This window comes from Micromonospora sp. LH3U1 (assembly GCF_028475105.1).
GTDB lineage: Bacteria > Actinomycetota > Actinomycetes > Mycobacteriales > Micromonosporaceae > Micromonospora.
On sequence record NZ_CP116936.1, the window covers coordinates 4,306,518 to 4,331,775 of the forward strand.

A 25,258-nucleotide genomic window follows, 5' to 3' on the forward strand; every position below is an offset into this window, starting at 1 on the left:
ATAGTTTGGTCAATCAAGATTCAGTCACACTGTTGGAACGAGGAAACATGCTCGGTGACCGGCTCCGCGACCTGCGCCAGCAGCACTCCCTCACGCTGCGACAGCTCGCCACAGCCGCCGACGTGTCCCCCGCGCTGCTCAGCCAGATCGAGAACGGCGCGACCGATCCCAGCCTGTCCACCCTGCGAAAACTCGCCCAGGTCTTCGATACCTCGATCGCGGAGCTGTTCTCCGAGCCCGAGGCGCCGCCGGTGCACGTCAGCCGGGTCGGCGCCCGGACCCGACTGGCCGCCCCACCCGGCCAGATCACCTACGAGCGACTCACTCCCGGCCGCGGCGACCTGGAGGTGCTCCAGGCGCACCTCGCGCCCGGCGACGCCAGCTCGGCCGAACCGTGGGCACACCCGTCGACCGAGTGCGCGATCGTCATCAGCGGTGCGGTCGTCGCCGAGATCGACGGGGAGTCGTACACCCTCACCGTCGGCGAGTCGGTCACCTTCGACTCCCGCCTGGCGCACCTCTATCGCAACGCCAGCGACCAGGGCGCACACCTGATCATCGCGGTGACGCCGCCGACTCCCTGAGCGCACGCCGCCGACTCCCTGAGCGCACATTGTGGACGGATGGTGCATCCCTACCCGAAGGGATCGACGGAACGCCGGCTCCGACCTAGCATGTCGACGAATGGATCTTCGAGATTGGCCCCTGCCGACCCCGGCAACCAGCCCAACCGAAGGGAGACGCGCGTGCGTCGACCCCGCCATCTGGCACTACTCAGCGTCGGTGTGTCCGGCGCCCTGGTCCTGAGCGCAGCCCCGACAGCGGCCGCTGCCCCACCCACGGCGCCCACGCCCACCGGCATCGTGGTCAGCGACGGCATGACCCAACCCGTGTTCTCGCTCGCCGACGCGATCGAGGAGCGGGTATTCGTCCAGACCCCTGTGGACACCGATCACGACGGCCGGCTCGACCGGGTGGCGATCGACATCTCCCGGCCCCGGGAGACCGCCACGCAGGGCTTCAAGGTGCCGGTCATCTTCGAGCACAGCCCGTACCGCAAGGGCACCTGGGGCGACGTGCCGTACCCGAGCGTGCTGGTCGACGACCTGCCGCAGAACGGCCTGACCGACCGGTCCGGGCGTCGCTCGCTCGACGCGGACGCACAGCGAGCCCAGGCCAAGGCCAACCTGCCCGGCTCGCTCGACGACTACTACGTGCCACGCGGGTACGCGGTGGTGCTCGGCCAGAGCGTCGGCACCGGCGACTCGGACGGCTGCCCGACCAGCGGCGACCAGGCCGAGACGCTCGGCACCAAGGCCGTCATCGACTGGCTCAACGGCCGGGCCAAGGGGTACGACGCGAACGGCGCCCCGGTCACCGCCGGCTGGACCACCGGCGCGGTCGGCATGACCGGCGTCTCCTACAACGGGACGCTGCCCAACCAGGTGGCCACCACCGGGGTCAAGGGACTCAAGACCATCGTGCCGGTCTCCGCCATCAGCAGCTGGTACGACTACTACCGGGCCAACGGCCTGGTAGTCGCACCCGGGACGTTCCAGGGCGAGGACCTCGACATCCTGGCCCAGTACACCGCTGGGCAGGCACGGGCCGAGGGGCCCTGCGCCGACGAGCTCGCGACGATCACCGAGGAGCAGGACCGGGTCACCGGTGACTACTCGGACTTCTGGCGGGATCGCGACTACCTCGACGCCCGCAACGTCAAGGCGAGCGTCTTCGTCGTGCACGGCCTCAACGACTGGAACGTGAAGACCGAGCACTTCGCCGGCTGGTGGGACCAGCTCGCCAAGCGCGACGTACCGCGCAAGATCTGGCTGCACCAGGGCGGGCACGGCGGCCCGGGTAGCAACGCCTCGGTGACCCTGCCGAGCGGGCAGACCTGGACGTACAAGCAGACCGAGAACCGCTGGTTCGACTTCTGGCTGTGGAACGTGCGCAACGGCATCATGGACGAGCCGACGGCGGTGCTGCAGCGCGAGGACCGCGCGTACACCACGTACGCCAACTGGCCCGACCCGGCAGCGCGTGAGGTCGGGCTGCGGTTCGCCGCCACCGACGCCACCGCCCCGGGCGCGCTCACCACGGGCAAGCCCCCGAAGGGCAAGGTCGAGCAGAGCTTCGTCGACGAGGGCCGGACCATCCACCCGGACACCCTGGTCGCCAACCCGGACACGGCGAGCCCGAACCGACTCGCCTACCGCTCCCCCGCGCTGACACAGGACGTCCGCATCTCCGGACGTCCAGAGATGCGGCTGCGGATGGCGATCGACAACAAACCGGACGCGAACCTCACCGCGTACCTCGTCGACTACGGCCCGGCCGGGTCGACCGCCGCGCCGACCGTGGTGACCCGTGGCTGGATGGACCCGCAGAACCGCAAGAACGCCGCGCGCACCGAGCCGGTGAAGCAGGGCAAGCTGTACGACTACCGGTGGACCATGGAGCCGAAGGACTACGTCTTCCCGGCGGGGCACCGGATCGGCGTGGTCGTGTTCTCCAGCGACCAGGAGTACACCCTGCTGCCGTTGGGCGGCACCGAGCTGCGGGTCGCGCCGAACGACAGCGAACTGCGACTGCCGGTGGTCGGCGGACGCGGCGTCCTCGGGTTCTGATTCCGGTTCTACCCACACAGGTGGGGCAGCCCGAATGACAGGGCTGCCCCACCTGCGCATCCAGGCCTCAGATGATCGTGCTCGATCCTGGATGTAGTGGCCTCGTCCACCCGCGAAGGGCCTGTTTCCTGGATCGAGCACGATCTTGGGTCGGCGAGCCGCAGCTCGGTGGCGTCCGACCGGGTCCCGAGGGCGGGTGGTCCGAGCCTCGACGGTGTGGTCCGGGCTGAACCCGAACGTGCCGGGAGAGGCCCTCGATCGAGCCCGGCCAGGAATGGGCGGTTTAGCAATTTTTGTCCGACTCCGCTTGCCTGGGAGCCCCGAATCGGACCCCCGGGGCCCAACTCGACGGCGTCAACCGGACGTCCCAGACGTGACGTGATCGACTCGGTTTCGCCGATACGGGGGCATCCCTGGCCGGTGGATACCGCGATATCGCCGAACCGGAGTGGATCACCGCCCGGTCGGCCGCTGCGCCGGCTCGACCCGTCGGTTTGTTCCGTGTGGGGGTTTTGTCCTGTGGCCGGTGGCACCCTCAGGGTGGAATCGTGGGCCGGCCGGAGTCGTTATACCTGGCAGACGACCGCAGCCCCCGGGCTCTGGTGTGCGGCGCCCAGCCGGGAACACCCGCCGGGCCGCCACGGTTACATCCCCCTGAGACACCCGACGCCGGCCCCCGGGCCGCCGGGCAGATCCCCTTTGAACTTCTCCGCACGGTCGCCTTGACCCCCCTTGAAGTGCCGTGCGCACCCCCGATGCAGAGGAGCACGCCATCATGCGTACCGATCTGATCCGTAAGACCGCACTGACCGCTGCTGGACTCGCCTTCACCGGCGGCGCCATCGCCGGCCCCATCACCGCCGCGTACGCCGCGTCGGACGCCAAGCCGACCACCCAGACGCAGACCGACCGCAAGCCCTCGGGCGAGCGGCAACTGGGCGTGCGCTACGAGGCGCAGCCGAACTTCTACTACTGCGGCCCCGCCGCCGCGCGTAACGCCCTGAGCGTGCAGGGCAAGAACATCAGCGTCGACGACATGGCCAAGGAAATGGGCACCACCGAGGACGGCACCAACTCCATCAACGACATCACCCCGGTCCTGAACAAGGAAACCGGCAAGAACGACGCCTACCACTCCGTGGAGATCAGCAACCCCAACGCCGATGACAAGCAGACCGACAAGCTGCGCACCGACATCGTCAAGACCGTCGACGACGGCCGCGCCGTGGTCGCGAACATCGCCGGCACCACCACCGACACCGACGGCACCACCCACTCCTTCGAGGGCGGGCACTACATCAGCGTCGTCGGCTACCGCGACAACGGCACCGTCGTCACCATCGCCGACTCCGCCAACCCGAACACCGCCTCCTACGAGATCAGCGTCGAGCACCTCGCCGACTGGATCGCCACCCGCGGCTACTCCACCAGCTGACCCACCAACACAACACCGAAGGGCCGGACCCCCACCACGGGGGCCCGGCCCTTCGGCGTCGTCATTTCCACCAACTGCGGCACGTATTGACAAGCTTCGACATCGGGGTGAGGCTTGGATTGCTGAGAGCGCTCTCTCGCACCTGCTCAACCGGCCACCACCAGTCTGGCCAGGGCAATCTCCGATGTCTTCGGCGGCGGCGCCGGAGCTGCCCCTGACCCGTCCCCCCGACAGGAGTCACGAGATGGACAGGGCCGCACCCCTCTCCGGCATCCACCGCCGGCTGCGCCTCGCCACGGCGATCGGCGCACTGCTGGTGCTACTCGGCACGTACCTCGTTTCCACCACCGCACGGGCCGACGCCGCCCCCGGCGTCAACGCCATCCGGGTCGCCGAGTTCCCCGCCGACTGCACCTACAGCCACCGGCTGCCGGACGACCCGATCGTCTTCCCCGGGCTGCCCGGGGCCTCGCACATGCACAGCTTCTTCGGCAGCACGGTGACGAACGCCCACACCACGCTTCCCGACCTGGTCCGTTCCTCCACCACCTGCAACCCGCGAGTGGACGTCTCGTCCTACTGGGTGCCGACCCTGTACCGCGACAACGTGCCGGTGGAGCCGGCAATCTCCACGTTCTACTACCTGGGCGAGGGTGTACGCGCCGACGTCGTCGCGAACACCCAGCCGTTCCCGTTGGGACTGCGACTCGTCGCCGGCAACGCGCGAGCCACCGGACCGAACGACAGCATCGCCCGCTGGTCATGCCTGCACGCCGGGCAGGTGCCGCCGTCGAAGGACTTCGTCAACTGCCCGGCCGGCACGATGCTGGAGTCGTACCTGGACTTCCCGCAGTGCTGGAACGGCCGGGACCTGGACTCGCCGGACCACAAGAGCCACCTGGCGTACCCGGTGAACCAGGCCTGCCCGAGCACCCACCCGGTGCACGTGCCGAAGTTGCGGCAGGTCCTGCGATACCCGGTCACCGGTGATCCGTCGCGGTTCCGGCTGGCCTCCGGGCCGGGCTACACCATGCACGGCGACTTCTTCAACGCCTGGCCGGTGGCGGAGATGGCCCGCCGGGTCCAGGACTGCATCCGTCCCGTCATCAAGTGCGGTCACGACGGCCGACCGATCTGAGCCGACAGGTTCACACCGCGGAGGCGGGCCCGGCCACACCGGGCCCGTCGTCCGGGGCGAGAGGAGGCCGGATGCGGACCCCCGTGACCGCACCCATGCCCCTACTTCTCGTGGCGCTGCTCGTCAGCGGCTGCGCCCCCGGATCGCCGGGGCCTGCCGAAACCGCGCCACCGACCGCCGCGCCGTCGACTTCCGCGCCACCGACCGCCACGCCACCGACTGACGCGCCAACCGGCCGGATGCCGTCCACCGGGACGGCCGGCCAGTTCAACGCCACCGACATCGCGTGGCTTCAGCTGACAGTGGCGATGACCGAACGCCTGCTGCCAGTGCTCGACATGGTGCCGAGCCGGACCACCGACCCGGCCTGGCGACAGTTGGCCGCTCAACTCGGCGCGGCACACCGTGAAGACCTGGGCCGGGCCCGTCGGCTGCTTGCCGAATCCGGTGCCCCGGCGACGAACCCGCACGAGGGCCACGACATGCCAGGCATGGTCACCGACGAGGAGTTGGCCGCGTTGCGGTCGGCCACCGGTGTCGCGTTCCACCGGCTGGCAGGCCAGCACGTGCGCGCGCACCTGGCACAGGCGGTCCGGATCGGCGCCGCCGAGCAGCGGAGCGGGCTTCATCCCGCGACCACCGCCCTTGCCACGGCGGTGGTCCGGACGGGCAGCGCCGAGGTCGCCCGGCTCGATCGGATGGGACAGGAACGGGGAGTGGGAGGACTCGATTCGCCGCGGTCCAGCTGGTAGGCCGTCAGGTAGACGAGGTGTCGACCTCGGACAGGCTGGTGGCGGCCTCGGCTCAGCTTCCGCCCATGCTCGACGAGCTGTTGTCCGACGAGTTGCCCGGCCGCGAGGTGTATCGGCCCGTCCGCCGCCCGGCCCGCGCCCGACGCCCCAGCGCGCCAATGATCGTCAGAAGCAGCAGGGCGAAGAGCACGATCCCGCCGCCCAGCAGCGCTGCCATCGTTCCTGCCGTCATGCTGGACCGCCGTGCGGCATCACCAACGGTGGGCGGTTCTCGTCGTCATTCATCGACGTGCCTCTCCTGCATCCCGGTCACCCGGACGCTTGCCCGAAGGGAGTCGATGGTGAGGTCGAGGACCGCCTCAAGGTGATCGATCTTTCCGGTGGAGAGCAACAGCAGCACGCCGCCCTGGATGCCGGCCAGCAGCGCCGCTGCGGCGCGGTCGGCGTCCACCTCGGGTGCGATGTCGCCGGTCGACTGCATGTGCCGGATGCCCTCGGTGATCGCCTTCTGCCAACGCCACATGAGCCCGGTCACGATCGCCTGCGCGCCCGGCGCGCGTCGGCCGGTCTGACCGAGCAGACCATTGAGCGGGCACTTCACGCCCTGCGCGAGGTAGCGCTCGATGAGCCGGTCCCGCCACGCCAGCCAGGCCGGCCACGACGTCAGGTTGCTGAGCATCGGCTCCTGGTCGATGAGCACCTGGTCGGCCTCGTGCTGGGCCACCGCGAGCAGCAGCCCCTCCTTACCCTCGGGGAAGTAGTGGAAGAGCTGCCCCTTGCTGGTGCCGGTGTGGGCCATCACGTCCTCGAGGCGTACCTCGTCGACACCGCGCTCGCGGATCTCGGCGGCCGCGCCGGCGACGATCCGCGCCCGGGTCGCCTCGCCCTTGCGGGTCAACGCCCGTGTCATGGGACCTCCGTCACCAATTCTCGTCCGGACCCGCCGCTGCAAACCCTAGCTCGAACTTTGGACTTGCAGGTCCATTTTTGGCGAGCAAAGGTCTGCAACGCGCGGTCCGCTCGGGGCCGACACACGATCAGGGGGACGCAACGATGAACAACTACTACCTGCTCGGGCGGTCCGGTCTGCGGGTGAGCCGACTGGCGCTGGGCACCATGAACTTCGGCGTCGACGGTTTCCACGCCGCGTACGGCAAGACCGAGGAGGAGGCGGAGCCGATCTTCCGCCAATATCTGGAGGCGGGCGGCAACTTCATCGATACGGCGGACTTCTACACCGCCGGGGAGAGCGAGAAGATCCTCGGCCGCCTGATCGACCGGGCCGGTGTTCGCGACCGGCTCGTGCTCACCAGCAAGGCCACCAACACCGTCGACCCGACCGACCCGAACGCCAGCGGCAACGGCCGCAAGCACATCATGCGGGCCGTGGAGGCGTCGCTGAGTCGGCTCGGCACCGACTACATCGACCTGTACCTGCTGCACACCTGGGACCGGATCACCCCGGTCGAGGAGGTCGTGCACACCCTCGACGACCTGGTACGCGCCGGCAAGATCCGGTACGCCGGGCTCTCCGACGTACCAGCCTGGTACGCGGCCCGGGCGCAGAGCTACGCCGAGGCGCACGGGTTGGCCCCGATGATCAACCTGCAGCTTCCGTACTCCCTGGTCAGCCGGGGCATCGAGGCGGAGTTCGTGTCGATGGCCCAGACGCTGGGCATGGGTCTCACCGCGTGGAGCCCGATCGGCGGCGGTCTGCTCAGCGGCAAGTACAAGCGCGACGGCGACGGCATGAGCGGGACCGGCCGGTTGACCAACCCCGACGCCGGCGGTCGGGAGATCAGCCCCAGCGACTGGAAGGTCATCGAGGTCCTGGACGACGTGGCCGCCGACCTGGGCCGCAGCATGGCCCAGGTCGCGATCAACTGGGTGGCCACCCAGCCCGCCGTCGCATCGGTGATCATCGGGGCGAGCAGCCCCGAGCAACTCGCCAGCAACGTCGGTGCGCTCGACTTCGAGATCCCGGCGGACGCCCGTCGCCGACTGGAGGACGCCAGCGCCCCGAACGTCGGGTTGCCGTACGCCATGTTCACCCCGCAGTACCAGTCCTGGGTGGTGAGCCCCGGCCTCGGCATCGGCGACAAGCCGGCCGGTTACGCCCCGCCGGTGTTCAACGGCGCCACCCAGCCCACCAGGTGAAGGAACCTGGCGGCCGGCCATCTGGCCAGCAGGGTGACGAACAGTTCCAGGGCGTCATCACCAAGGCGAAGGAGATCGCGATGCGCTACCCGCGCCTGCCTGGACACTTCAGGTGAGCTGGTTGCCGTAGTAGGCGCCGGCGCCGTGCTTACGGGTGAAATGGCGGTCCAGCAACCACTGTGGTGCGGTCGCTGTGGGGTTCAGCGACAGCGTCTTCAGGGCCATCTCTGCGACCGCCTCGCAGACGATCGCGTTCTCCACGGACTTGAGTGGGTCCGCCGCCCAGGTGAAGGGGCCGTGGTTGGCGGCGAGGGCGGCAGGCCCGGCCAGCGCCTCGGCTTCTCCCCCGACGAGCTCGATGATCGCGCGAGCCGTGTTGAGCTCATAGTCGTGGGCACATTCGTCGGCCGTCAGGTCCCGGGTCACCCGGATCGGGCCGGCGAAGGTGTCGGCATGCGTGGTGCCGAGCACCGGCACGTCCCTCCCCGCCTGCGCGAAGGCGACGGCGTGCGTCGAATGCGTGTGGGTCACTCCGCCCACGGAGGGCCATTGCAGGTAGAACGCGCGATGGGTCTCGCTGTCCACGGAGGGCTTGAGCTCTCCAGCGGTGACCCGCCCGGTCTCCAGATCCACGGGGACGAGGAGGTCGGCCGTGAGGTCCCGGTATGCCACGCCGGAAGGCTTGATCACATAGATACCCGCCTCTCGGTCGACCCCGCTCACGTTGCCCCACGTCAGCGCGGCCAGGCCGGCCTCGGGGATGAGGCGGTTCGCGGCGAGGACTGCGGTGCGCAGGTCGGCTGATCCGGCCGTACTCATTGAAGGTGGCGCCTCTCAGGTCGGGGGTGCGGATCGGCGGCGACACGGGCGGCGTACCCCATTGCGGTGTGCCACGGTGTCGACCGGATAGAAGCTGGGTGCGACAAGTTAGCGCTAACATGCCGCCGCGTCAATAGCTGGATTCACCGCGATCGCCCGCAGATTCTGGTGGCCTACTCGCGGCCGGACGAGACCCCGTCCTGCGCCGTCTCCCCCTCGTAGAGCGCGATATACAGCCGGCGCAGCTCAGACCCCTCGGCGCCGAGGGCTGCGAGGTTGAGGATGTTGTGGCCGACGCCCAACACCTGCGGCAGGGTGCGGACCTGGAGCGGGATCGCGTTCGCGTCGGCGATCCGGCGTGGCACGGTCACCGCCGCGATGCGGTCCACCACGCCGTCGAGCGGGCTGATCACGACCGCCGCGGTCCGCAGACCGGTCCGCCGCGGTGGATTCGGCAGACTGCGCGCGATCGTCAGGTACTGGGCGACGGCCGAGAGCGAGTACCCGCGCGACGTGACGCGATCCGGGAGGATGCGGCGCCCGTACAGCACGATGAGCGGTTTGACCGCGAAGGCCGGCGCCTGGCGGGGGTCCGGGCCGAAGAACGGCGACAGCAACAGCAGATGCCGTACGACATTGCCTGGCACCTGGGCCAGCCCGGCGGCCAGCACGGCACCGCCGGAGATCCCCACGACGCCCACCTCGTCACCCAGGCCCGCCGCGACGGCCAACGCCTGCGCGGCGTACGTCCTCAGCTCACCGGCCTCGACCCGGTGGTGGGCCCGCCGGTCGACGGTCCCGTGCTGGGGAGCCCGCGGAATCCAGACGTTGTACCCACGGTCGAAGAACTCCTCGGCCAGTCCGTCGTACTGGTCGGGCGCGAGGGTGTAACCGTGCAGCAGAAGCACGACCTTGCCGGTACGGGAGCCGTGGCTCAGCAAGCGGCTCCGCGACTCCGGCCGGACCTCCGGATCCGCCGCCTCGGCCGCGATGATGGCCTTCGCGGCACGGGTGGCGGTGTCGAAGTCGAGCGGATGCGCCGGTGCGACCCGCAGCTCACGGCGGCGTATCGGCCAGAGGTAGAGCCCGGCGACCGCCGCCACGACCAGCGCCAACCCGCCGACGATGAGCGCGATGATCTCCGGCATGGTCAGATGCTGACAGGGCAGGAGGCCGGCGCTGGCTGAGGGGTGCGCCCCGGTGACAGGGCGCACCCCGATCAGCTATTCCTGACCGTTCGGCGGCGCGAAGAGGATCCGGGAGCGCAGCTGCCGGAACCCGGTCCGCTCCAGCTCCGCCAGCACCGCCACCCGGTGGGCGTCCGCGTCGGCGAGGACCTCCCGGGCACCGCCGTCAGCCAGCACCCGGACCGCCTCGGCCAGCAGCTCGGGCCGGGCCGCCTCGTCGAGCAGACCGAGGTAGGCGATGAGCGGGTAGCAGGCGTCCCCGGCCGGGCCGACCAGCCCGACCGGCTTCCCGGACTCCAACGCGATGCGCCATTCGTCAACGCGGTCCGGCCGCCAGGCGAGCGGGTCGGTGGCGAGGTCGACGCCGCTGACCGCCCACGCGGTCTCGGCGCCGGTCAGCACGTCCGGCTCGGTGATCCGGGCGACCAAAGCGTTGATCTCCGCCGCGTCGACGGGTGAACGGAAGTCGTAGCGCCCGGAGGGCGCCGGCAGGGGCGTGCCGGTCCAGGAGCACCGGATGCGCTCCCCCCGCTCGATCAGCCCGGCGAGCTGGGCCGCCGCCATCGGTGCCCGCACCACGGCCAGCACCTCGGGGCGACGCCGCCAGTGTGCCGGCAGGGCCGCGTAGTACAGACCGGGACCGCCCAGCGCCTCGTGGGCGGAGCGGAGCAGCTCGGCGCCCACCTCCGGCTCGGCGTCCAGATCGAACCGCTCCAGCCATGGGGCACCGACGGCACCCGGCGGTAGGAGCCAGGCAGCCCGGCCAACCACCCGGCCGGCGCGGAGGGCGACCCAGGTGGTCTCGGGCCGGTAGCCGCCGCCGGCGATCCCGTCGGCGTAGGGGACCTGACGTAGTTGGGGCAGCGGATCAGGCATGGAGTCGAACAGATTTTCCTCGCCCGCGACGAGCGGACGAATGACCAGATCAGTCATGGCTTGGTCCTCCGGGAAGCGAGCGCCCCGGTCAGATCCGCGCGGACGCCGGAGCGCGGAGGGGGCGCAGAACATCGGACATTGTTCTGACCTCCTCCCGGCTCGACGGCGTGCCCGACGAACATACGCGCAACGGTCGCCGGCCCGCAACGGATTGTTACAGCGTCGGGTTGGTCTCCGACCCACGCCGGTGTGCTCTCTGGTCGAAGACGGCGATGCCGACCAGGATCAACCCCGCTGCGGCCCCGACGGCGACCGGCGGGAGCAGCACCATCGGTAGCGCCGCCACGACCAGCACCAGCGCGCCGATGTAGAGCGCCCGGCAGCGCGGCGCGGTTCGGCTTTCCTGCTCCAAAAAGCTCCGCCCGACCAGGAACAGAACCGGGCCGCCGAAGATGATGGCCACCAGGGCCCAGTCGATCGGCGGGTGTGGATCCTCGATGATCTGGCCGAAGCCGACGGCGGTGCAGATGATGCCGCCGACGATGAGCAACAGGCTGTAGCTCGCCCATCGGGACAGGCGTATCCCCTCCCCTCCCGAGGTCGAGGCCTGACCGGACCCGACGTGGTAGAAGTAGATCCGCCAGAACGAAACCGCCGCCACGAACGCGGCGACGAGGGTGATGGTCCCCTCGGTCGAGAAGCCCGGAAAGCTGACGGCCGCACCTGCTTCGAGCACCACCTCGGCGAGCGCGATCATGAAGAACTGGTTGTACCGCTCGGCGAGGTGCTCCTGGGAGACGGTGACTCCCGTGCGGCCGAGCCGTTTCCCGCCGAGGCGGGGCACGGGCCAGGTGATGGCGGCGCCGGTCAGCTCGATGGCGAGAGCGAGGGTCCAGAAGACACCCCGACCGAGACCACCGCTGATGCCGCCGCTGATCCAGAGCACGCCGGACGCCATGTGCCAGATCAGCACCCGGACCGCGAATGAATGACCGGGGTGACCCCGCAGGGCGAACGTCAGGAAGAGCGGTCGGCCGATCTGGATGACAACGTAGGTGCAGGCGAAGATCACGCCGCGCTGGCCGAACGCCTGCGGCAACGAGACAGCCAGCACCAGCGTGCCGAACATCGTCGCCAGCAGAACGGCCTGCAGGTCGGCGCGCCGAGGGTCGTAGGTGCTGGCCAGGAGAGCGTTGAGCGACCAGATCATCCACATCGCAGTGAAGAACAGCACCGTCTGGCCCGCCTCCGACAGCAGCGTCTGCCGGACGATGGTCAGGTCGTCCGTGACCCGCCCGGCGAGGCGGGCGAGCGCGAAGACGTAGACGATGTCGAACAGCAGCTCCAGGACCGTCGCCGAGTTCGGGCTCCTACTGTCTCCGAGCCCACGAAACGCGGTGCGCGTCAGCACGGACGGCGGGACAGCTCAGCCGGCCAGGGGTGCGCCGAGGTGGTGACGGCGTTCGGCGATCTGCCCCGCTGTCATCGCTCCCGAGCCTCCCCGCCAACCGGTCCCGCCTGACACTGTCTGCGCATTTTATCCGCATATAGGGCAGGGACAGACATGATGGGCTAATTCGGAGTTGGCGTATCGACGGCGTGAAAACTCGCGCATCGGCCGTCTAGTGCGCGTGAAGATCCTTGTCCCGGGCCGAGCGGATGCGATGTGCTGGACGACGTCGGGGTGAAGGACCACCCCGAGCGAGGTGAGAAAGGACGACGGTGGCAAGGTCCAAGCGGCGCAACCCGGCGGGCAGGTGCGAGCCCGACCACGGCGTACGGACGGTCGGTGCGGCCCAGACAGCGCCCGAGCGTCCCCCGTATCCGGGCTGCGTCCGCCCGTAGCCCTGTCGCTCTCACCGCGTCGCGCGCGCGGGCCGGGTCGGTTCGACCTGGCCCGCCGCGCCCTCATCGGCGGTACGCCGGATCATGCGCGCCGTCACCCTCCGGTAGGAGCGCGGGTCGACGGGGAACAGCCACTGCCGGGCCCGGGTCAGCGGGCCGACGTTGAGCCCCAGTTCGTTGAGCACCTCGTCGACGTTGTGCATCGAGAACGGGATGATGTTCGTGCCACGGGCGTGCCGCCCCTTGGTGCGTTCCGCCATCCAGGCCAGGCGGGCGCGCACCTCGTCGCGCATCCGGCCCTCGGGCGGCAGGGTGATCCCGCCCCGCAGGTGCACGGCCGTCCAGACCGCCGCCATCTCCGCGCTGAGCGGGCTGAAGAACGACGAGTTGTAGCCGGCGAATGTCAGGCGTGGCACGCCGATCGGCAGGATCTGACGGTAGAGCATGAAGTTGCCCGCGCCGTCCTGCAGCCGGGCGTGCAGCGCGTCATCGAAGAACGGTACGTGCTGGCGGAAGCCGGTGCCACAGATCACCAGGTCGGCGGGGAGCACCGTGCCGTCGGCCAGGCGGGCGGCGGGCCGGCCACCGTCGACCAGTAACTCTGTGATCACCTGGTCCCGGTGCACGGCGATGCGGCCGTCGGCGACGCGCTCGAAGAAGCCCTCGGTGGCGAGGCTGACCGTGCTGCGGGCGATGTCCTCGAAGCTGCCGTTCGGCACGAGACCCAGTTCGCGCAGCTTGAGCTGCCTGGTCGCGACCGAGCCGACACTGTCGACCATGTTTCGGCGCAGACCGTTTCCCGGGCCGTGCAGGAACCGCTCGAATCCCTTCAGGTCGATGTAGCGGAACAGCGCCTCACCCATCCGGGTGAGCAGCAGGTATTTGTAGTTGAGCGCCCCGCCGAGCTTCCTGGGCATCTTCCAGAGCAGTTCGCGAGCCACGACGTGGGTCTGGGCGGCGACCTCGCTCAACGGGATCGCGACGTCGCAGGACGACTTGCCGTACCCGACGACGAGGACGTTCCTCCCTCGGGCCGCCTCGATGTCGTGGAACTCCCCCGCCGCCAGCACGCGTCCTCCGGCGGCGGTGAAGTCCGCGTGACCGTCGAAGGACGGGACGACCGGGTCGGAGAAGATGCCGTTGGCGACGATCAGGTGGTCGTACCGTTCGACCGTCAGGGGGGCCTGGGCGCCCGCCGGCCGCGACGCGATCAGCCACCCGGTCTCGTCGTTGACGAGTTCGGCGGAGACGACCTCCGTGGACAGCCGCAGCACGGCGGCGAGCCCGAACTTCTCCACGTAGCTCTCAAGGTACTGCTGGACCTGCTCGCCAGACGGCCACTGCGGGTAGTGGGCGGGCATCGGCAGATCGGACAGGTGATAGGTGCCCTTGTCGTTCTGGGTGTGCAGACCGGGATAACGCCGGGTACGACTCCACACCCCACCGACGTCGGGTGCCTTCTCGAACACGGCGACGTCGAATCCGCTCTGCCGCAGCACCTTCGCTGCGCTCAGGCCGGCGAACCCAGCGCCGACGACGGCAATCCTCATGGCTTCCTCCGAAAGGCGTGAACCGCTGCCGGGAACCGCACCAGCGTTGACCGCACGCTAACGAGCAGACCGGAAAGGTCGCTATCCGTGGGACGCGGGCAGTATCCGCTGTACGCAGCCGGGCCGCCGGTTGTCGGGTCGGCGGCTTTCGCACGCTGTCCTGCCCGGTCACGCCTTATGGTCAGCGCATCAGGACGCCCGGGAGGTGTCGGATGGATGCTGTGACGGTCCGGACGGACGACGTCGAGCAGGCTCGCGCCGAGGTGGGCCGGGTCTTCTGTCCGCACCGGCTCACCCCCCAGACGGGCGTACGCAGCGTCCAACTGCGGATGGCGGCACGCCGGGTGGGCGGGGTGGGTGTCGTCGACCTCGACTACGGGCAGGCGGTGCGCATTCAACCGCCCGCACTGGAGACCTTCTACCTCGTTCAGATCCCCCGCGCCGGCAGCACGGTGGTCCGGCACGCCGGTCACACCGTGACCTCGACGCCCGGGGTCGCCTCCGTCCTGTCCCCGTACGACTCTTCGGACATGCAGTGGTCCGAGGGGTCACCGCACCAGATCTTCTACGCCGACCGGCGCACCGTCGACCGGGAACTCGCCCGCCTCCTGGGCCGCCCGTTGGACGAGCCGGTCCGCTTCGACATCGGCATGGTCATGACCACGTCGACCGCGCGGGCGTGGGCACGCGGGGTGGCGTTCCTCGCCGACGAGTTGTCACAGCCGACCGACGCGTCCCTGTTCGACCACCCGCAGGTCGCCGCCCGTTTCGAACAGGGGCTCATCGGCAAGCTGTTGCTGGCCCACCAGCACACCCATTCCGACCTGCTCGCCGAGCCGGGCCGCCACCCCAACCCCGGGCGCCTCGTCCGCCGGGCCTGCGCCCTGATCTCCGACCACCACAGCGAGGCACTGACCGTCGGTGATGTCGCGGAGGCGTTGCGGGTGAGCGTACGAACGCTGCAGGACTGCTTCCGCCGCGAGTTGCACACCACGCCGACGGCGTACCTGCGTGCCTGCCGGCTCGACGCGGTGCACCGCGCGCTGCGCGCGGGCGATCCCGGGGCGTCCGTCACGAGCATCGCCCTGCAACACGGCTTCGTGCACCTCGGCCGGTTCGCGACCGACTATCGGACGCGATTCGGCACCTCACCATCCGCGACGCTGCGCCAGTGACGGGCGGTCTCTAGGGATGACATACCGGACGCTCAGTCCTCCCATCCCAGGCGTCGGGCAGCCGCCCGCCATGCCGTCACGTCGGCGTGTGGCTCGTACCGCACGATCTGTTGCGTCGCGCGCAGCACGGACCGCAGCTCCGCCAGGCCACCACCGATCACGCCGAGGGCCCGGGCCTGCACCAGGGCGTTGCCCAGGGCGGTCGCCTCGACCGGCCCGGCGAGCACCGGCAGGCCGCAAGCGTCGGCGGTGAGTTGACAGAGCAGGTCGTTGCGGGCGCCACCGCCGACGACGTGCACGGCGTCGACGTGCCGCCCGGAGAGCTGCTGCGCCTGCTGGACAGCGCGCCGGTGCGCCAGCGCGAGACTGTCCAGGATGCACCGGACCGTGGCCGGCGGGCTGTCCGGCACGGGCTCCCCCGTACGCCGGCAAGCCTCGGCGATGCGGGCGGGCATGTCGCCGGGTGGCAGGAAGGTCGGGTCGTCCGGATCCACGACGGAGCGAAAGGCCGGTTTCTCGGCCGCCTGCCGGAGCAGAGCGGGCAGGTCCGTGGTGCCCCAGGTACGCAGCGACTCCTGCAGTGGCCAGAGGCCCATCACGTTACGCAGGTAGCGGATCGTGCCGTCGACACCGGATTCATTGGTGAAGTTGGCCCGCCGACTCGACTCGCTGAGCACGGGGGCGTGCAGCTCGACGCCGACCAGTGACCAGGTGCCGCAGGAGATGTAGGCGAAGTGCTCACCCTCCGCCGGCACCCCGACCACCGCCGAGGCCGTGTCGTGCGATCCCACCGCCACCACGTCGGGCGATCCGGGTAGGTCGAGCGTGGGCAGGACCGGGCCGATCCGGGTGCCCGGCTCGCGCAGCGGCGCGAACAGTTCGCCGCGAATCCCGGCGTCGGCCATCAGGTCGGTCGCCCAGGCGCGGCGACACAGGTCGTAGAGCTGGGTGGTGGAGGCGTTGGTGACCTCGGCGCCGACCTCACCGGTGAGCCAGTACGCGATGAGGTCCGGGATCAGCAGCAACCGGTGCGCGGCCTCCAGTTGGGGCGTACCGGCGGCGGCGGCGAGCTGGTAGAGGGTGTTGAACGGCAGGTGTTGCAGCCCCGTCGTGGCGTAGAGCCGCTCCGGTCCGAGTTGCTTCGCCACCCGGTCGCCGACGCCCTCGGTGCGCCCGTCGCGGTAGTGCACGGGGTTGCCGAGCAGAGCCCCGGTGGCGTCGAGTAGCCCGTAGTCCACCGCCCAGGTGTCGATGCCGATCCCGGCGACCGGGCCAGCGGCGCGCAGCCCTTCCAGGACGCCCTGGTAGAGCGCCAGGACGTCCCAGTGCAGGGTGCCCGCCACCCGCACGGGCTCGTTGCGGAACCGGTGGGCCTCGGTGAGCTCCAGCGTCCCCGGCCCGACGCGCGCGAGCATGACCCGGCCGCTGGACGCGCCCACGTCCACAGCGGCCAGTCGCAGCGCGGTCATCAGCGGAGGAAGGCCGCGGCGACACCGGCGTCCACCGGGACGTGCAGTCCCGTGGTGTGGGACAGCTCGCCGCCGGTGAGCACGAAGACCGCGTTGGCGACGTGCTCGGGCAGCACCTCGCGCTTGAGCAGCGTGCGCTGGGCGTAGAACTCGCCCAGCTTCTCCTCCGGCACGCCGTAGACGGCGGCCCGCTGGGCACCCCAGCCCCCGGCGAAGATGCCGGAGCCACGGACCACCCCGTCCGGGTTGACACCGTTGACCCGGATGCCGTGCCCGCCGAGTTCGGCGGCGAGGAGCCGGACCTGGTGCGCCTGGTCGGCCTTCGCCGCGCCGTACGCCACGTTGTTCGGACCGGCGAACAGGGAGTTCTTGCTGGAGATGTAGACGATGTCCCCGCCCATCCCCTGCGCCAGCAGCACCCGCGTGGCCTCCCGGGAGACGAGGAAGGAGCCCTTGGCCATCACGTCGTGCTGGACGTCCCAGTCCGCCTCGGTCGTCTCCAGCAGCGACCTGGACAGCGAGAGCCCCGCGTTGTTCACCACCAGGTCCACCCCGCCGAAGGCGAGCACGGCCTCGCGCAGAGCGTCAGCGACAGCCGTTGCGTCGCTGACGTCGGCCGCGACGGCGACTGCCACGTCCGCGCTGCCGATCTCGGCGGCCACGGCGGCGGCCGCCTCGGCGTCACGGTCGGCGACCACGACACACGCGCCCTCCGCGGCGAGCCGGTGGGCGATCGCCCGGCCGATCCCGGAGCCACCTCCGGTGACGAACGCGACCCGTGTGGCGAGGGCCTTCGGCTTCGGCATCCGCTGAAGCTTCGCCTCCTCCAGGGCCCAGTACTCGATCCGGAACTTCTCGGCCTCGTCGATCGGCGCGTAGCGCGACACGGCTTCCGCGCCGCGCATCACGTTGATCGCGTTGACATAGAACTCGCCGGCGACGCGGGCGGTCTGCTTGTTGGCGCCGAAGCTGAACATGCCCACACCGGGCACCAGGACCACGGCCGGATCGGCGCCCCGCATCGGCGGGCTGCCCGCGCTGGCGTGCCGCTCGTAGTAGGCGCGGTAGTCGTCGCGGTAGGAGGTGTGCAGCTCCTGGAGGCGGGCGATCACCTCCTCGGTGGGGGCGGTGGGCGGCAGGTCGAGCACCATCGGGCGGACCTTCGTGCGCAGGAAGTGGTCCGGGCAGGAGGTGCCGAGGGCCGCGAGGGCTGGGTGCTTCTCCCGCGCGACGAAGTCGAGCACCACGTCACTGTCGGTGTAGTGGCCCACCTGCGGCCGGTCGGTGGACGCCAGCCCCCGCAGCACCGGAAACAACGCCGCCGCCCGACGTCGGCGTTCGTCGGTCGGCAGCGGCGCGTAGCCGGCGATGACCGGGCCGAGCGGCTCGGCCCGGCCCCGCTCGTCGAGGTACGTCTGCGCGCTGCGGACGATCTCCAGCGAGTGGCGTTCGCACTCGTCGCTGGTCGTGCCCCACGCCGTGATGCCGTGCCCGCCGAGGATCACGCCGATCGCCTGCGGGTTGGCCCGTGCCACCGCGGCGATGTCGAGGCCGAGTTGGAAACCGGGCCGCCGCCAGGGGACCCACAGCACCCGGTCGCCGAAGATCTCCTTGGTCAGTTCCGGCCCGTCGGCGGCGGCGGCGATCGCGATGCCGGCGTCGGGGTGCAGGTGGTCGACGTGCGCGGCGTCGACCAGTCCGTGCATGGCCGTGTCGATGGACGGCGCGGCTCCGCCCCGGCCGTGCAGGCAGTAGTCGAACGCCGCGACCATCTCGTCCTCCCGCTCGACGCCGGGGTAGACGTCCACGAGGGCGCGGAGCCGGTCCAGCCGCAGAGCGGCCAACCCGGACCGGGTGAGGGTGCCGAGGTCGCCGCCGGAGCCCTTGACCCAGAGCAACTCGACCGGACCGCCGGTGACCGGGTCGGTGGCCGCACCCTTGGCGGAGGTGTTGCCCCCGGCGTAGTTCGTCGTGGTCGGGTCGGCGCCGAGCCGGTTGCTGCGCGCGATCAGCGCCTGCACCTCGTCTTGCATCGTCCTCACGTCCCCAGTCTGAGTTTCTGCAGTGATGGTCAGGCGCCCCAGCCGGCCTGCTGGCCACCGGCGCGTTCGGCGCGGATCCTGTCGAAGTAGCCGGAGCGGGCGTACGCGGTCATCGGGTCCGGATCCAGGCCCAGGTCCGTACGGAGCTCGGCGAGCAGCGGCCGGACGTCGGTGTTGTACGCGTCCATCAGCACGGCGTTGGCGGCGAGCACGTCACCGCTGCGCTGCGCGGCGGCCAGTGCGTCCGCGTCGACGAGCAGCGCCTTCGCGGTCGCCTCCTGCACGTTCAGCACCGAGCGGATGATGGCCGGGATCTTCGCCTCGATGTTGTGGCACTGGTCGAGCATGAACGCGATGCCGGCCTCGGGCGCCAACGCGTCGCCACGGACGATCTCGTACATGATCCGGAACAACTGGAACGGGTCCGCCGAGCCGACCATCAGGTCGTCGTCGGCGTAGAAGCGCGAGTTGAAGTCGAACGCGCCGAGCTTGCCGACGCGCAGCAGGAACGCCACGATGAACTCGATGTTCGTGCCCGGGGCATGGTGCCCGGTGTCGATGACCACCTGCGCCTTCGGGCCCAGCTCCAGGCAGTGCGCGTACGCGGTGCCCCAGTCCGGCACGTCGGTGGTGTAGAAGGCCGGCTCGAAGAGCTTGTACTCCAGCAGCAACCGTTGGTCGTCGCCGAGCCGGTCGTAGGTCTCGCGCAGCGCCGCCGCGAGCCGGTCCTGCCGGGCACGGATGTCGTCCTGGCCGGGATAGTTGGTGCCGTCGGAGAACCAGAGCTTCAGGTCGCGGGAGCCGGTGCGGTCCATGATGTCCACGCACTCGATCAGGTGGTCGATGGCCTTGCGGCGCACCCCAGGGTCCGGGTTGGTGACGCTGCCCAGCTTGTAGTCGTTGTCCTGGAAGACGTTGGCGTTGATCGCGCCCAGGCGGACATTGTGATCCCCCGCGTACGCGGCCAGATCGGCGTAGTCGTCGACCCGGTCCCACGGGATGTGCAGCGCCACCGTGGGTGCGATGCCGGTGAGCTGGTGTACGACCGCCGCGTCGGCCACCTTCTCGTACGGGTTACGCGGCACCCCCTCCTGCGGGAAGACCTTGAAGCGGGTCCCGGAGTTGGCGTACGCCCAGGATGGCGTCTCGATGCGCTGGGACCGCAGGGCCAGCTTGACCCTTTCGAGGGTCTGCGCGTCGGGCTGCGTCATGGTGTCTCTCCCGTCGGCTCCCCCGGTCGGTGCACGGCGTGCACCGACCGGGAGTGCGGTCAGAACTGGAACTGGTCGATGTTGTTCTTGTCGAACACGGTGGGTGGGCCGAGGATGACCACTCCGTCCTTCGCGACGGTGAACTCGCCGAGCTTGCCGGCCTTGAACGTGTCGCCCTCGGCGCCGGTGATCTGGCCGGAGGCCAGGGCCGCACCGGCGTACGCGGCGAGGTAGCCGAGGTCGGCCGGGCTCCACAGGGCGAACGCGTCGACGGTGCCGTCCTTGACGTACTGACGCATCTGGTTCGGGGTACCCAGACCGGTCAGCTTGACCTTGCCCTTGTACTGCGATCCGCTGAGGTAGCGGGCCGCGGCGGCGACGCCGACCGTGGTGGGCGAGATGATGCCCTTGAGGTTCGGGTACGACTGCAGCAGACCCTGGGTCTCCTGGAAGGACTTCTGGTCGTCGTCGTTGCCGTACGCCACGGTGACCAGCTTGATCTTGCTGTACTCGGGCTTCGCCAGCTCGGTCTTCATCAACGCGATCCAGGCGTTCTGGTTGGTCGCGTTGGCGGTCGCGGAGAGAATCGCGATCTCTCCCTCGCCGCCGATCTGCTGTGAGACGAGCTTGACCTGGTTTTCCGCGATGCCCTCGGCGGTCACCTGGTTGACGAAGATCTGGCGGCACTCCGGCTTGGTGTCCGAGTCGAAGGTGACGATCTTCGCGCCGGCCGCCTTCGCCTGGTTGAGCGCCCCGCAGATGGCATTGGGGTCGTTGGCCGAGGTGACGATCACGTCCATGCCCTGCTGGGACAGGGTGTTGATATAGCTGACCTGGGACGAGGCGCTGGCCTCGGAGGGGCCGACCTCCTTGAACTCACCCTTGATCTCGGTGACCGCGTCCTTGCCGCCATTGTCCGAGACCGTGAAGTACGGGTTGTTGAGCTGTTTCGGCAGGAAGGCGATCTTCAGCCCTTCCTTGAGGGCGGCGTTGGGATTGGCGGCGCCGCTCGCCTGGTTGCCGGCGCCGGTGTCCTTGTCGGTGTTGTCGCGGGTGGTGCCGCCACAGGCCGTGGCGCTGAGCAGCAGTGCGGCGAGAGTGAGGCTGGTGGCCCCGACACGGAGCCCTCTGCGGTACGCGGACATCGTCATCCTTCCGGGGGGTGGGTGGTACGCGGGGGAGGTCACGGCACGACGGGGTGCCGCTGTCGTCGACGGTGCAGCCGGGCGCGAACGTCCGCGACGGCGTTGGGCAGTACGACGGATGCGATGAGCAGCGTGCCGGTGACGATCGTCAGCGCGTTGGCGTCGATGTCGGCGAGCTGCAGCGCGTTGCGGAGGACGCCGAGGAGGAGGACGCCCGCCAGCACGCCGAGCAGACCACCTCGACCACCGAAGATCGACACACCCCCGAGCAGTACGGCGGTCACCACGGTCAACTCCAGGCCGGTGGCGTTGTCGCCGCGGGCACTGGCGTAGCGGAGGGTCCAGAAGATGCCGACCAGCCCGCAGACGGCACCCGAGACCACGAAGAGCCAGAACTTCGTCCGGGCCACCGAGACGCCGGTGAACCTGGCGGCCTGATCGTTGTTGCCCATGGCGTAGAGCGCCCGCCCGGCCGGGGTGGCGTGCAGCACGACCGCGAAGACCACCGCGAGCAGCAGCAGCGGCACCACCACGACCGGGATCGACGTACCGGGAATGTCGCGCACCACGGCGGCCGTCCAGTCGGCCGGGAAGTCCGCGACGGCCTGGTCGCCGAGCACCACGAAGGACAGCCCCCGGTAGAGCGCGAGCGTGCCGATGGTGACCGCCAGCGACGGCAGGCCGAAGCCGGTGACGAAGAGGCCGTTCACCCCGCCGAGCACGGCGCCGAGCAGCACCACGAGAACGCAGATCAGCTCCAGGGACAGCCCGCTGGAGAGCCAGAGCTGGCCCATCAGGCTGCTACACAGGCCGACCATGCTGGCCACCGAGAGGTCGATCTCACCGGTGATCACGATCAGGGTCATCGGCAGCGCGATGAGCGCCAGCGGCACCAGATCGAGCAGCAGGAACTGCGCGTTGCGACCGGTGGCGAAGTTCTCCACGGTCAGGCCGGCAATCAGCACGGCCACCACGAGAGCGGCGACGATCACCGCGTCCCAGCTACCGAGCAGCCCGCGCAGGCTGGCGATGCGGCCCGCGCCGGGCTCGGCCTCCGCGGTGGGCGGTGCCGCGTACAGGCTGTCATGCGCCATGGGCGCTTCTCCCTCGGAGCCGGGCCGCCACCCGCAGGGCCAGGAGCCGGTCCAGCCCGATGGCGGCAAGGATGAGTGCGCCGACCACGGCCTGCTGCCAGAACGGGTCGATACGCAGGACGGCGAGTGAGCTGCCGATCGTGGTCAGCAGCACGGCGCCGAGCGCCGCGCCGTAGGCGCTGCCGCTGCCGCCGAAGATCGCCACCCCGCCGACCACCGCCGCTGCGACGACCTGGAGTTCCAGACCTGTGCCGGCGGCCGCGTCCAGGGTCCCGAACCGGGCCGCGTAGAGCACGCCGGCGAGGCCGGCGAGCGCGCCGTTGGCGACGAACACGGCGAACACCCGCCGGCCCACCGGGATGCCGGAGAGCCGGGCGGCGGCCGGTTCGGAACCGATCGCGTAGAGCTCCCGGCCACTGCGGTACGACCGCAGGTAGAAGCCGAGGGCGGCGACCACGACCAGCGCGACGAGGAACAGCACGGGTACGCCGAGCACCGTCTGGTTGCCCAGCCGCAGGAACGACGGGGGCATGTCGGCGGCGTTGATCTGGCGCCCGGACGCCCAGTAGTAGTCGACGCCGCGGAAGGCGTAGAGGGTGCCGAGGGTGATGACCAGGGCGGGCACCCGTGCCACCGCGATCAGGCCACCGTTGACAACCCCGCAGAGCGCGCCCAGCGCGACGCCCAGGACGAGCGCCACCGGCCACGGGGTGCCGGGCGCGGAGACGAACAGCGTGCCGGTGGCGAAGGCGACCAGACCCAGGATCGAGCCGACGGAGAGGTCGACGTTGCGGGTGACGATGACCAGGGTCTGGCCGACCGCCAGGATCACCAGGATCGCGCAGCCCAGCAGCAGGTCCTTGACGCTCTGGCCAGTGAGGAACCGGTCGTTGCGCAGGGTGGTGACCAGGACCAGCAGGCCGAGCGCGATCAGCAGGCTCAGCTCGCGTACGGCCAGCAGCCGCTCGGTGAGGCCGCGGCGCTGCCGGCCGGGGTCGGTCGGGCCGTCCACGGCGGCCCGCTCGGGCGCGCCGGCGTCAGTGAGGCTCATACGGTCGCTCCTTGACCGGTGGCGGCGAACATGATGGAGGTCTCGTCCGCCTCGGCCCGGGACAGCTCGCGGACCAGTCGCCCCTCGTGCATGACGAGAACCCGGTCGGCCATGCCGAGCACCTCGGGCAGCTCACTGCTGATCATGAGGATGGCCAGGCCCTCGCCGGCCAGCTCGGAGAGCAGGCGGTGCACCTCGGACTTGGTGCCGACGTCGATGCCACGGGTGGGCTCGTCGATGATCAGGATCTGCGGTTCGGTGGCCAGCCACTTGGCGAGTACGACCTTCTGCTGGTTGCCGCCGGAGAGGGTCGCCACGGGCGCCCCGAGTCGGGCGGCCTTCACCTGCAGCCGCCGCGTCCAACGGTGGGCTTCGGTGCGCTCGGCGCCGCCGAGCAGGAGGCCGAGCCGGCTCAGGGCCCGGCGGCGGGCCAGGGTGGCGTTGCGCTCGACCGACAGCTCCATGACCAGGCCCTGCTGTCGGCGGTCCTCCGGGACCAGCGCCATGCCGGCGGCGATCGCCCGACCCGGGTTACCGGCCCGGACGGCGCGGCCGGCCACCAGCACCTCGCCCGCGTCGTAGCGGTCGACTCCGAAGATGGCGCGGGCGACCTCGCTGCGCCCAGCGCCGACCAGCCCGGCGAGGGCGACGATCTCCCCACCTCGTAGGGAGAACGACACGTTGGTGAAGACACCGGCGCGGGTGAGCCCACGGACCTCGAGCAGGGTGTCCCGCAGCTCGGCGTCCTGTTTGGGAAAGAGCGAGGAGACGTCCCGACCGACCATGCGTCGCACCACCTCGTCGACGGTGAGGTCTGCGGTGTGATCGCTGGAGACCCAGGCGCCGTCGCGCAGCACGGTGATGCGGTGGCAGAGCTCGAACACCTCGTCGAACCGGTGCGAGATGAACAGCACCGCCGCCCCGCGCTCGCAGAGCGACCGGGTGACCGCGAACAGCCGCTCGACCTCCACACCGGACAGCGCGGCGGTGGGTTCGTCCATGACCAGGACCCGGGCATCGAAGGAGATCGCCTTGGCGATCTCGACGAGCTGCTGATCGGCGATGGAGAGCCCGCGAGCGGGGCGGGTCGGGTCGATCCGGACGCCCAGCCGCTGGAAGAGCCGCTCGGCATCTCGGTGCATCGCCGCCGTGTCGATGCGGCGCAGGCCGCGCAGCGGTTGCCGGCCCATGAAGATGTTCTCCGCTACCGACAGATCCGGGAAGAGCGTCGGCTCCTGGTAGATGACGGCGATGCCGGCGGCCCGGGCGTCACCGGGGCCGCGAAGGCGCAGCGCCTGCCCGTCGAGGGTCATCTCGCCGGAGTCCGGACCGTGCGCGCCGGCCAGGATCTTCACCAGGGTGGACTTGCCGGCCCCATTCTCGCCGACCAGGGCGTGAGCCTCACCGGAGTGCAGCTCCAGGTGCACCTCGCGCAGCGCGGCGACGGCCCCGAAGGACTTCGTCACGCCGTCGAGTACCAGCAGCGGAGCGCGGTCCGTGCCTGGTGCTTCGGCGGTCATCCGACCCCTCCTGAATCGTTTCATGCGTCGTTCATGGACGGTAGGGGCCGCCCTTCGAGAGCGTCAAGAGTTTCACCGCCATTTCTTCCTTGTTGCCGGTCCGGGCTGTCCGACCGCTCCGGCACCGCCCGCCCGATGACGGCCCGCCGCGCGGCACCTCGG

General features: G+C 70.2%; 21 protein-coding genes. 7 read left to right on the top strand and 14 right to left on the bottom strand.

The genetic code is table 11. The features are described from left to right. Positions 1-47: 47 nt before the first annotated feature. The 5 genes from PCA76_RS19740 (at position 48) to PCA76_RS19760 (ending at position 5,955) form a co-directional block, all read left to right on the top strand. Positions 48-584, top strand: coding sequence for a helix-turn-helix domain-containing protein (locus PCA76_RS19740; RefSeq protein ID WP_272611930.1), 537 nt, complete (start codon positions 48-50; stop codon positions 582-584). Between the two features lie 162 nt (positions 585-746). Further along, a complete protein-coding gene (locus tag PCA76_RS19745; protein WP_272611931.1) occupies positions 747-2,630 on the top strand; it encodes a Xaa-Pro dipeptidyl-peptidase in 1,884 nt (627 codons plus the stop codon). 775 nt (positions 2,631-3,405) lie between these two features. Then, the gene (locus PCA76_RS19750) at positions 3,406-4,065 is read left to right on the top strand and encodes a C39 family peptidase (RefSeq protein WP_272611932.1); all 660 of its coding nucleotides are present in this window, start codon (positions 3,406-3,408) and stop codon (positions 4,063-4,065) included. 244 nt (positions 4,066-4,309) lie between these two features. Further along, the gene (locus PCA76_RS19755) at positions 4,310-5,203 is read left to right on the top strand and encodes a DUF1996 domain-containing protein (RefSeq protein ID WP_272611933.1); all 894 of its coding nucleotides are present in this window, start codon (positions 4,310-4,312) and stop codon (positions 5,201-5,203) included. A 71-nt stretch (positions 5,204-5,274) separates the two neighbouring features. Then, a complete protein-coding gene (locus tag PCA76_RS19760) occupies positions 5,275-5,955 on the top strand; it encodes a DUF305 domain-containing protein (protein ID WP_272611934.1) in 681 nt (226 codons plus the stop codon). Between the two features lie 52 nt (positions 5,956-6,007). On the opposite strand, the gene PCA76_RS19765 is transcribed toward PCA76_RS19760, so the two are convergent. Continuing rightward, the gene (locus PCA76_RS19765) at positions 6,008-6,187 is read right to left on the bottom strand and encodes a hypothetical protein (RefSeq protein WP_272611935.1); all 180 of its coding nucleotides are present in this window, start codon (positions 6,185-6,187) and stop codon (positions 6,008-6,010) included. Positions 6,188-6,232: 45 nt separating this feature from the next. Then, a complete protein-coding gene (locus PCA76_RS19770; protein WP_272611936.1) occupies positions 6,233-6,865 on the bottom strand; it encodes a TetR/AcrR family transcriptional regulator in 633 nt (210 codons plus the stop codon). A gap of 143 nt (positions 6,866-7,008) precedes the next feature. On the opposite strand from PCA76_RS19770, the gene PCA76_RS19775 reads away from it, so the two are divergent. Continuing rightward, entirely contained in the window at positions 7,009-8,112 is a 1,104-nt protein-coding gene (locus PCA76_RS19775; RefSeq protein WP_272611937.1) for an aldo/keto reductase, read from the top strand. 108 nt (positions 8,113-8,220) lie between these two features. On the opposite strand, the gene araD is transcribed toward PCA76_RS19775, so the two are convergent. From araD to PCA76_RS19800, 5 genes are all read right to left on the bottom strand, one after another. Continuing rightward, entirely contained in the window at positions 8,221-8,931 is a 711-nt protein-coding gene (araD, locus tag PCA76_RS19780; RefSeq protein WP_272611938.1) for an L-ribulose-5-phosphate 4-epimerase AraD, read from the bottom strand. Between the two features lie 173 nt (positions 8,932-9,104). Continuing rightward, the gene (locus PCA76_RS19785) at positions 9,105-10,079 is read right to left on the bottom strand and encodes an alpha/beta hydrolase (protein ID WP_272611939.1); all 975 of its coding nucleotides are present in this window, start codon (positions 10,077-10,079) and stop codon (positions 9,105-9,107) included. 75 nt (positions 10,080-10,154) lie between these two features. Next, positions 10,155-11,051, bottom strand: coding sequence for an acetyltransferase (locus tag PCA76_RS19790; RefSeq protein WP_272611940.1), 897 nt, complete (start codon positions 11,049-11,051; stop codon positions 10,155-10,157). A gap of 157 nt (positions 11,052-11,208) precedes the next feature. Beyond that, a complete protein-coding gene (locus tag PCA76_RS19795; RefSeq protein WP_272611941.1) occupies positions 11,209-12,405 on the bottom strand; it encodes a low temperature requirement protein A in 1,197 nt (398 codons plus the stop codon). 445 nt (positions 12,406-12,850) lie between these two features. Next, positions 12,851-14,389 carry a flavin-containing monooxygenase gene (locus PCA76_RS19800; protein ID WP_272611943.1) on the bottom strand — a complete coding sequence of 513 codons (1,539 nt, stop codon included), beginning with the start codon at positions 14,387-14,389 and terminating at the stop codon, positions 12,851-12,853. A 212-nt stretch (positions 14,390-14,601) separates the two neighbouring features. Between PCA76_RS19800 and PCA76_RS19805 the strand changes: the two genes are divergently transcribed. Further along, positions 14,602-15,564, top strand: coding sequence for an AraC family transcriptional regulator (locus PCA76_RS19805; RefSeq protein WP_272611944.1), 963 nt, complete (start codon positions 14,602-14,604; stop codon positions 15,562-15,564). Positions 15,565-15,596: 32 nt separating this feature from the next. Here PCA76_RS19805 and PCA76_RS19810 read toward each other — a convergent pair whose 3' ends face one another. Genes PCA76_RS19810 through PCA76_RS19840 form a run of 7 tightly spaced genes read right to left on the bottom strand, consistent with a single transcriptional unit; the run spans position 15,597 to position 25,096 of the window. Further along, positions 15,597-17,033, bottom strand: a complete 1,437-nt coding sequence (locus tag PCA76_RS19810; protein WP_272611945.1) for a rhamnulokinase — start codon at positions 17,031-17,033, stop codon at positions 15,597-15,599. Further along, positions 17,033-19,066: a bifunctional aldolase/short-chain dehydrogenase gene (locus PCA76_RS19815; RefSeq protein ID WP_272619482.1), complete on the bottom strand. Its 2,034-nt coding sequence runs from the start codon at positions 19,064-19,066 to the stop codon at positions 17,033-17,035. The genes PCA76_RS19810 and PCA76_RS19815 overlap by 1 nt, the downstream gene beginning before the upstream one ends. A gap of 38 nt (positions 19,067-19,104) precedes the next feature. Continuing rightward, a complete protein-coding gene (rhaI, locus tag PCA76_RS19820) occupies positions 19,105-20,286 on the bottom strand; it encodes an L-rhamnose isomerase (protein WP_272611946.1) in 1,182 nt (393 codons plus the stop codon). Positions 20,287-20,345: 59 nt separating this feature from the next. Beyond that, positions 20,346-21,431: a rhamnose ABC transporter substrate-binding protein gene (gene rhaS, locus PCA76_RS19825; protein ID WP_272611947.1), complete on the bottom strand. Its 1,086-nt coding sequence runs from the start codon at positions 21,429-21,431 to the stop codon at positions 20,346-20,348. A 38-nt stretch (positions 21,432-21,469) separates the two neighbouring features. After that, positions 21,470-22,525, bottom strand: a complete 1,056-nt coding sequence (locus tag PCA76_RS19830; RefSeq protein ID WP_272611948.1) for an ABC transporter permease — start codon at positions 22,523-22,525, stop codon at positions 21,470-21,472. Next, entirely contained in the window at positions 22,515-23,576 is a 1,062-nt protein-coding gene (locus PCA76_RS19835; protein WP_272611949.1) for an ABC transporter permease, read from the bottom strand. Before PCA76_RS19835 ends, PCA76_RS19830 begins: the two co-directional genes overlap by 11 nt. Next, entirely contained in the window at positions 23,573-25,096 is a 1,524-nt protein-coding gene (locus PCA76_RS19840) for a sugar ABC transporter ATP-binding protein (RefSeq protein WP_272611950.1), read from the bottom strand. Before PCA76_RS19840 ends, PCA76_RS19835 begins: the two co-directional genes overlap by 4 nt. Between the last annotated feature and the right edge of the window lie 162 nt (positions 25,097-25,258).

Coding starts and splice junctions, on each gene's coding strand:
- PCA76_RS19765 (WP_272611935.1), bottom strand. CDS start 6,187: ATGACGGCAGGAACGATGGCAGCGCTGCTGGGCGGCGGGATCGTGCTC.
- PCA76_RS19750 (WP_272611932.1), top strand. CDS start 3,406: ATGCGTACCGATCTGATCCGTAAGACCGCACTGACCGCTGCTGGACTC.
- PCA76_RS19740 (WP_272611930.1), top strand. CDS start 48: ATGCTCGGTGACCGGCTCCGCGACCTGCGCCAGCAGCACTCCCTCACG.
- PCA76_RS19760 (WP_272611934.1), top strand. CDS start 5,275: ATGCGGACCCCCGTGACCGCACCCATGCCCCTACTTCTCGTGGCGCTG.
- PCA76_RS19810 (WP_272611945.1), bottom strand. CDS start 17,033: ATGACCGCGCTGCGACTGGCCGCTGTGGACGTGGGCGCGTCCAGCGGC.
- PCA76_RS19800 (WP_272611943.1), bottom strand. CDS start 14,389: ATGAGGATTGCCGTCGTCGGCGCTGGGTTCGCCGGCCTGAGCGCAGCG.
- PCA76_RS19770 (WP_272611936.1), bottom strand. CDS start 6,865: ATGACACGGGCGTTGACCCGCAAGGGCGAGGCGACCCGGGCGCGGATC.
- rhaI (WP_272611946.1), bottom strand. CDS start 20,286: ATGACGCAGCCCGACGCGCAGACCCTCGAAAGGGTCAAGCTGGCCCTG.
- PCA76_RS19830 (WP_272611948.1), bottom strand. CDS start 22,525: ATGGCGCATGACAGCCTGTACGCGGCACCGCCCACCGCGGAGGCCGAG.
- PCA76_RS19835 (WP_272611949.1), bottom strand. CDS start 23,576: ATGAGCCTCACTGACGCCGGCGCGCCCGAGCGGGCCGCCGTGGACGGC.
- PCA76_RS19805 (WP_272611944.1), top strand. CDS start 14,602: ATGGATGCTGTGACGGTCCGGACGGACGACGTCGAGCAGGCTCGCGCC.
- rhaS (WP_272611947.1), bottom strand. CDS start 21,431: ATGTCCGCGTACCGCAGAGGGCTCCGTGTCGGGGCCACCAGCCTCACT.
- araD (WP_272611938.1), bottom strand. CDS start 8,931: ATGAGTACGGCCGGATCAGCCGACCTGCGCACCGCAGTCCTCGCCGCG.
- PCA76_RS19785 (WP_272611939.1), bottom strand. CDS start 10,079: ATGCCGGAGATCATCGCGCTCATCGTCGGCGGGTTGGCGCTGGTCGTG.
- PCA76_RS19790 (WP_272611940.1), bottom strand. CDS start 11,051: ATGACTGATCTGGTCATTCGTCCGCTCGTCGCGGGCGAGGAAAATCTG.
- PCA76_RS19840 (WP_272611950.1), bottom strand. CDS start 25,096: ATGACCGCCGAAGCACCAGGCACGGACCGCGCTCCGCTGCTGGTACTC.
- PCA76_RS19815 (WP_272619482.1), bottom strand. CDS start 19,066: ATGCAAGACGAGGTGCAGGCGCTGATCGCGCGCAGCAACCGGCTCGGC.
- PCA76_RS19755 (WP_272611933.1), top strand. CDS start 4,310: ATGGACAGGGCCGCACCCCTCTCCGGCATCCACCGCCGGCTGCGCCTC.
- PCA76_RS19775 (WP_272611937.1), top strand. CDS start 7,009: ATGAACAACTACTACCTGCTCGGGCGGTCCGGTCTGCGGGTGAGCCGA.